The 6,895-nt window shown below is 65.5% G+C and carries 7 protein-coding genes; 1 reads left to right on the forward strand and 6 read right to left on the reverse strand.

The features are described from left to right. Position 1 precedes the first annotated feature (1 nt). From JSV65_04485 to JSV65_04510, 6 genes are all read right to left on the reverse strand, one after another. The gene (locus JSV65_04485; GenBank protein UCH35613.1) at positions 2-1,189 is read right to left on the reverse strand and encodes a cofactor-independent phosphoglycerate mutase; all 1,188 of its coding nucleotides are present in this window, start codon (positions 1,187-1,189) and stop codon (positions 2-4) included. Positions 1,190-1,603: 414 nt separating this feature from the next. Then, positions 1,604-2,512: a phosphoribosylaminoimidazolesuccinocarboxamide synthase gene (locus JSV65_04490; protein UCH35614.1), complete on the reverse strand. Its 909-nt coding sequence runs from the start codon at positions 2,510-2,512 to the stop codon at positions 1,604-1,606. Between the two features lie 3 nt (positions 2,513-2,515). Further along, positions 2,516-3,604, reverse strand: coding sequence for a threonine synthase (locus JSV65_04495; protein UCH35615.1), 1,089 nt, complete (start codon positions 3,602-3,604; stop codon positions 2,516-2,518). 3 nt (positions 3,605-3,607) lie between these two features. Further along, the gene (locus JSV65_04500; protein ID UCH35616.1) at positions 3,608-4,900 is read right to left on the reverse strand and encodes a homoserine dehydrogenase; all 1,293 of its coding nucleotides are present in this window, start codon (positions 4,898-4,900) and stop codon (positions 3,608-3,610) included. A gap of 10 nt (positions 4,901-4,910) precedes the next feature. Further along, on the reverse strand, positions 4,911-5,312 hold the full coding sequence (locus JSV65_04505) for a biotin carboxyl carrier domain-containing protein (protein UCH36700.1): 402 nt from the start codon (positions 5,310-5,312) through the stop codon (positions 4,911-4,913). Between the two features lie 265 nt (positions 5,313-5,577). After that, positions 5,578-5,775 (reverse strand): hypothetical protein, encoded by a 198-nt coding sequence (locus JSV65_04510; protein UCH35617.1) that lies wholly within the window; start codon positions 5,773-5,775, stop codon positions 5,578-5,580. Positions 5,776-6,295: 520 nt separating this feature from the next. Between JSV65_04510 and JSV65_04515 the strand changes: the two genes are divergently transcribed. Beyond that, on the forward strand, positions 6,296-6,889 hold the full coding sequence (locus JSV65_04515; protein UCH35618.1) for a hypothetical protein: 594 nt from the start codon (positions 6,296-6,298) through the stop codon (positions 6,887-6,889). The last annotated feature ends 6 nt before the right edge of the window (positions 6,890-6,895 follow it).

The following is a 6,895-nucleotide window of genomic DNA, read 5'->3' on the forward strand; positions in this document are numbered from 1 at the left end:
TCTATCCGAGCAGACGCTCTATGAGGTGATGACCTTCCTCCACGAGTACGCCGCTGTCGGTGGCGAGGGCCTCGGTAAACCGATCCGCCGAGTCCGGGGCGATGCCCGTGCCCGCGAGCAGGAACGGCACCGGGTCTTTGCTGTGCGTCCGTACGGCGATGGGCGTCGCGTGGTCCGGGACAATGAGGACGCGGGACTCCTTGAAGCGCCCGAGCGCGGCGGCAACCTGCCCGACGACTTCGCGATCGAACTGCTCCAGCGCCCAGACCTTCTTCTCGACGTCGCCCTGGTGGCTGGCTTCGTCTGATGCCTCGACGTGGACCAGCACGAAACCGTAGCGCTCGAGAGCTGCAACTGCCGCGCGCCCCTTGGCGTCGAAGTCGGTGTCGAGGTTACCGGTGGCGCCCGGGATTTCAGGGGCGCTCAGACCGGCCGCCTTGGCGATGCCGCGCACCAGATCCACCGCGGCCACCGCGAAACCAGGCACGCCCCAGCGCAGCGCGAAGGCCGGCAGGCGCATCAGCCGCCCTTGCCCCCACGGCCAGATCATGTTCGCGGGGTGCTTGCCCGCATCGCGCAAGCGCTGGTTGACCTCCAACCCGTTCAGCAGCTCGTGCGAGTCGTGAATCAACTGGATCAGCCGTTCCGCGCCGTCGCCTTCGGGCAGGTGCTTCTCGATGGGCTGGCCCATGATGTCGTGGGGCGGCGTCATGTGCGCATCGGCGGGGCCGTCGCGCCACACCAGCAGATGGCGATAGCTGATCCCCGGAAAGAAGCAGAGCTCCGGGGTGCCCAGCTCGTCCGACACCGTCTCCATGAGCTGGTGTGCGAGCGGCGTCTCGATTTCGCCCGCGCTGTAGTCCAGCATCGTCATGTCGTCGCCGCACGTCACCAAGTTGCAGCGAAACGCGACATCCGCCGGCCCCAGGTCCACACCCATGCTCACGGCCTCAAGCGGGCCCCGCCCGGTGTAGTAGCGGCGCGGATCGTAGCCGAGCAGCGACAAACAGGCAACATCGCTTCCCGGCACGTCAATCTCGGGCGGCACGGTTCGCACCAGCCCAACCTGGCCCTGCGCCGCGAGCGCGTCCATCTCCGGCATTTCCGCCGCTGCCAGGGGCGTGCGCCCATCGAGTTCATCGCGCGGCTCGTCCGCCGCGCCGTCAGGAATGAGGAGAACGTATCTCATGTGATGATGTCTCTGGCGGCCCTGCGTGACACACCGATGCCGCCGGCGTGCCGCCTTCCGGCGAAAGCAGGTCCGTTACCCCCTTTCTAGACGATTGAAGGCACGGAGTGAGCGAGATCAGGAACGACTCCTTGAGATTGGAGAGAAAGCCGGCATGGCACGACCTCTCGCTCTGCGCCCACGCCCTGGAGCGGCCCAGTTCCTTGCGACGTCGGACCGTTCCATCGTGGCTTACCCAATCTCGGCGGCCGATCATGTCCATCCACACGGCCAAGGCTGAAATGCCGGGCTTGCGTCGCAAAAGCAACCGGCGTCAGCATGGGGACACTCCCCCCCTTTGAGCGTACATACGAGGCACGCCACCGCGGCACGCCCTGTTGCGTCCATGCGTTCGCGGCTCTGAATGAAGTCCCCTCAGCTCACGTCAAGTGCCTCGCCGACCAAGCGGCGATAGGCCTCAAGATACTTCTCGCGCGTGCGGGCGACGACCTCCGGCGGCAGCTCAGGGGCCGGCGGCTCCTTGTCCCACTTGACCGTCTCAAGGTAGTCCCGCACGTACTGTTTGTCGAAACTGTCCTGACCGACGCCGGGACGATAGCCCTGCACGTCCCAGAAGCGAGAGGAGTCCGGCGTCAGCACTTCGTCAATCAGCACGATCTCACCGCCGCTCGCGACGCCGAACTCGAACTTGGTGTCGGCCACTATAATGCCGCGCTCGCGCGCATAATCGGCGGCGAACCGGTAAATCGCAACACTGCGGTCGCGCAGTTCGCGGAACGCATCCTCGCCGACGATGTCAGCGGCCTGTGACGCCGTGATGTTCTCGTCGTGGCCGGACTGTGCCTTCGTGGTCGGCGTGAATATCGGCTCCGGGAGCTGCTGCGACTCCTGAAGCCCCGCGGCGAGGGCTATGCCGCAGATGCTCCCTTTCTCCCGATACTCCTTCCACCCCGCGCTGCCGAGCACTGCGTACCCGCGCACGACGCACTCGACGGGCAGCACGCTCGTCTTCCTGACGAGCATGCTGCGCCCCGCCAGTTGGTCGCGGCAACTGGGCAGCGGGTCGGGATACCGCGCGACGTCCGTCTCCAGGACGTGGTGAGGAGTGATGTCGCCGAGCTTGTGACACCAGAACAGCGACAGGCCGGTCAGCACCCTACCCTTGTCGGGAATGCCGTTGGGCATGACGACGTCGAACGCGGATATCCGGTCGGTGGCGACGATCAGCAGGTGCTCGCCTAGATCGTAGATGTCGCGCACCTTGCCGCGGTTGAATAGCGGCACCTCGGGCAGGTTGGTGTGCAGCAGGGCTTGATTCCCCATGGTCTACGCTACCTGTGTAGGCTCCTGCGTCAGTTGCAGAGCGTCCGCGACGGCCTCGGTGTGCGCCGGCATCCTCAGCGGCTCCTCGGCGACCGCGATCGCTCGGTCCGGATCCTTCAGCCCGTGCCCCGTGAGCACGCATACCACCCGCGCGTCGGCTGCGGCGCCGTCGAAATACCCGCTCGCCGCGAGCTTCCGCACCCCGGCGACCGAAGCCGCGGACGCCGGCTCGACGAACAGCCCCTCCAGGTTGGCCAGCATCCGATAAGCCAGGATGATTTCGTCGTCGCTCACCGTGTCGATCACTCCGCCGGACTCGTCGCGGGCAGCCTCGGCCTGCTGCCAACTCGCCGGGTTGCCGATCCGGATCGCGGTTGCAATCGTCTCCGGCCGCTCGATCGGATGCCCGCACACGATGGGCGCCGCTCCCTCCGCCTGGAAACCGAGCATCTTCGGCACGCGCGGCACCCTGCCGAGCGCTTGGTATTCCTTATACCCCTTCCAGTACGCGGTAATGTTCCCTGCGTTGCCCACCGGCAATGCATGGTATTCCGGCGCGTCGCCGAGGGTATCGCATATCTCGTAGGCCCCGGTCTTCTGCCCCTCGATGCGATTGGGATTCAGCGAGTTGACCAATGTGATCGGGTAGCGCTCGGTGATTTCCCGCACCACCCGCAGGCATTCGTCGAAGTTGCCCTTCAGCTCCATCACCTGCGCGCCCTGGATCATGCTCTGCGCCAGCTTGCCCATCGCGATGTGACCCTCCGGGATCACCACGGCGCAGCGCATCCCGGCGCGCGCGGCGTAGGCCGCCGCGCTCGCCGCGGTGTTGCCGGTCGAAGCGCAGATCACCGCCTGCGAGCCCTCTTCCACCGCCTTGGAAATCGCGACCGTCATGCCCCGATCCTTGAACGACCCGGTGGGGTTGAGGCCCTCGTACTTGAGATAGAGCCGCAGCGGCAGGCCGATCCCCTCCGCCAGCCGCGGAGCCTCGATGAGCGGGGTATCGCCTTCCAGCAGCGTCACCACCGGCGTCGCATCCGTGACCGGAAGCAAATCCCGATAGCGCTCGATTACCCCGCGGTAGGACATGCGCTATCCTTCCTCCACGCGCACCCAGTTTGACACCTCGGCGACCTCGGGCAGAGCGGCGATACGTTCCAGCGACTGACGCACAGACCGTTCGACCGATTCGTGCGTCACCCACACGATCTCCGCCCCTTCGCCGCTCGCCGCTTTCTGCACCACCGACGCGAGGCTCACGCCCTCCTCGCCGAACACAGCCGCGATCTTGGCCAGGACGCCCGGGCGATCCAGGACCTGCATGCGGACGTAGTGCTTGGCGCGGACCTCGTCCATGGCCGTGATCGGCCGCGCCTCGAAGCACGTGCACGGCACGCGCCCCGTCGCGCCCGCGTTCAGGTTGCGCGCGATCTCGATGATGTCGCCGACAACCGCGGAGCCGGTCGGCCCTGCCCCGGCCCCCCGTCCGTAGAACATGAGTCTGCCCACCGCGCTGCCCTCGACGAAGATCGCGTTGAAGACGTCGCCTACCGCTGCCAATGGATGGGTTTGCGGCAGGAAGGCAGGATGCACCCGCAGCTCCACCGAGTCGCCGCGGTCGCGTCCGATGGCGAGGAGCTTGATGACGTACCCCAATTCGTGTGCATAGACCATGTCGGCGGGCGCGATGCGCGAGATGCCCTCGCGATAGATGTTGTCCACCGTTGCGCGGCTGTTGAAGGCGATGGAGGCGAGAATGGCGAGCTTGTTGGCGGCATCATTGCCCTCGATATCATCCGTCGGGTCGGGCTCCGCATAGCCGTTTTCCTGCGCCTGGGCGAGGGCCTGCTCGAAGTCCTGGCCCGCCGTCGCCATTTGCGTCAGGATGTAGTTCGTCGTGCCGTTGACGATGCCGATGACGCTGCGGATGCGGTTGGCCGCCAGGGATTGCTTGAGCGGCTGGATAATCGGGATACCGCCTCCGACCGCGCCCTCGAAGTAGATGTCCAGGCGGCGGCGGTCGGCTTCCTCGAGGATCTCGCGCCCGTGCTTGGCGATCAGTTCCTTGTTGGAGGTAACGACGCACTTGCCTGCGCGCAGCGCCGAGAGGATGAAGTCGAGCGCGGGGTCGGTGCCGCCGATGGTCTCGACGATGATGTCAATCGCGGGGTCTTCGATGATCGCGTGCGCGTCGGACGAGCGTTTGTCCCGAGGCACGTCAACCGGCCGCGGCCGCTCCCAGTCAATGTCGGCCACGCGGGTGACCTCCAGTGGCGAGCCGACCTTAAGGGCGATGGCGTCGGCGTTCGCCTCCAGCACCTGGTAGGCGCCGGCGCCCACGTTGCCGAATCCGAGAATGCCGATCCTGATCACGTCTCGGGCCATCGCCTGCGCCTCACTCAGCGGGCTCGACGATCATCAACACTTGCTCCGCCTCGACCAGTTCACCGTTCCCGACGGGGATAGCGACCACACGCCCTTCGACTTCGCTGTTGATCTCGTTGAAGACCTTCATCGCCTCGATCAGCCCGATGCTCTGACCCGGCTCGATCCAGTCGCCGACCTCGACGTAGGACGGCGCGTCGGGTGCGGGCGCGCGATAGAAGACGCCAACCAAGGGAGCGCGGATCTCCACCACACGGTCGCGGGGGGGTACGACCGCCTTCGCCTCGCGCCTCGCGCCTCTAGGCGGAACGCCGCGGCGCACGCGCACTGCACCATCGGCGCTCTCCACGCGCAATTCGGACAGGCGATGCTCCGACGCCAGCCTGACGAGCGCGCGAAGCTGTTCGAGTATTTCCTCGTCCAACGCTACTCTGCGCAGCAAGTTTCGATGGGAAGACCGGACGTCGCCGGCGCCGAATCCCGCTGCGAGCCCTGCCTTCCGCAGCGCCGCTCGGACCTCGCTCGCGGGCCCTCTCCTGGCGCCCCTGCGGCCGGAGCGGCAACCGGACGATGAGGTGCGCGCGGCAACTTACGGACCGGCGCAGGGTGCTCCTCGCCGGCGCGCCGGCACTGCGTGGCCTGACGGCCGCACGGCGCATGTCGACGACGGAATCACGTCAATACGAGGCCCGAGAGGCTGCCTTCAGGCGCTTCTTGCGAGCGCGCTTCTCGCGGGCCCGCTTTGCCTCCTCTGCGTTGCGACGGCGGTCGTGCGCTTCTCTGTCGACCGCTTGTTCGATTTCCCGCTCGAAGCTGCGGAACTTATGCAGGTCGCAACTCGCCTTGAGCTTATCCAGATCTAGCGTCGTCGGCAAGATGATGGCTCCTTGGCTCTAGGAATAAGAGCACGGCCAACGCCGTGCTCCATCACCGCTGCGATTATATCAGCGCGCTCCCGCCGCTGTCAAGGAGTACACACCCGTGCCGCTCTGGAGTGCGGCGCTTCAGCGCCGCTTTCCGCCTGGCTTCGTCCTGCCTCTGGCCTTGACATCCGGTTGCCGGAGTGGTACAAATTCGACGGCTCAGCCGTGATGGCACGCTGAGCGCGGGGGAATACCGCACGTGGCGCCCTGCCGCCGAGAGGCCGCAATCATACCGCCGCAGGCTCATCCTGCGGGCGAGCGGACCTCCGCCCGCCCACCGGCCCGCGCGCTCTTCGCGCCTGCGGGCATCCTTCGCTTCTTCGCCCTCCGCGCCCACGGAGATTCAGACGTGCGCGTCACCGATCGCACAGCGCGAAATAGGTGGCTGTCCCCATCCTTTCGGGGAACAGGTGACGTCCCCATTTTCGTCGAGATCATTCAATCCGGCTTCCGAGTTGCGGAGATCTGAAGCATGTCTGCCACGCCCGTCGACGGCGAGGAGTTCTGCACCAAACCACCATGGCTCGCTCTGTGGGCTGTTTATCTGAACGCTGCCATGAGTTACGGCGTAGGCGGGCTGATGCTCATATCCTGGGTGTTCTTCATCGGACTCATGGTGTGGGGGCTCGCCACTAGGTCTCTGTCGCTCGCGCTGTTTGGCCACTATTTCGGCGACGTGGAGCTAGTACTTGGATTGGCGGCGGTGCCCGTACTTGCAATATTTATGCTTAGAACCGGATGGCTCTCCCTAAGGGCCATCCGGTTAGGCCGAGAGCTCTCATTGAAAGTTGGTGCTGTTGCGATCCACGTAAGGGACAGGCGCGGAAACCAATATGAAATTGGCATGAAGCAGATTGAGCGGCTGGAGGTTAGAAAGTCCTTCTGGCTTGGAACGCGCACTTACATCTGGCTCGCCTCCGGCGAACGGCATCGTCTGCCTCAGCGAGTCCGGGATCACAATTTGCTCATTGAGAAGATCGCAAAAGGTGCGGGGTTGACCAGACGCTATCAGCCGGGGCGATCAGACGTGTACTCGAGGGATACCGAATATGAGCCCGAAGGGTAATCAGGC

The organism is Armatimonadota bacterium (genome assembly GCA_020354555.1).
In the GTDB taxonomy this organism is placed as follows: domain Bacteria; phylum Armatimonadota; class Hebobacteria.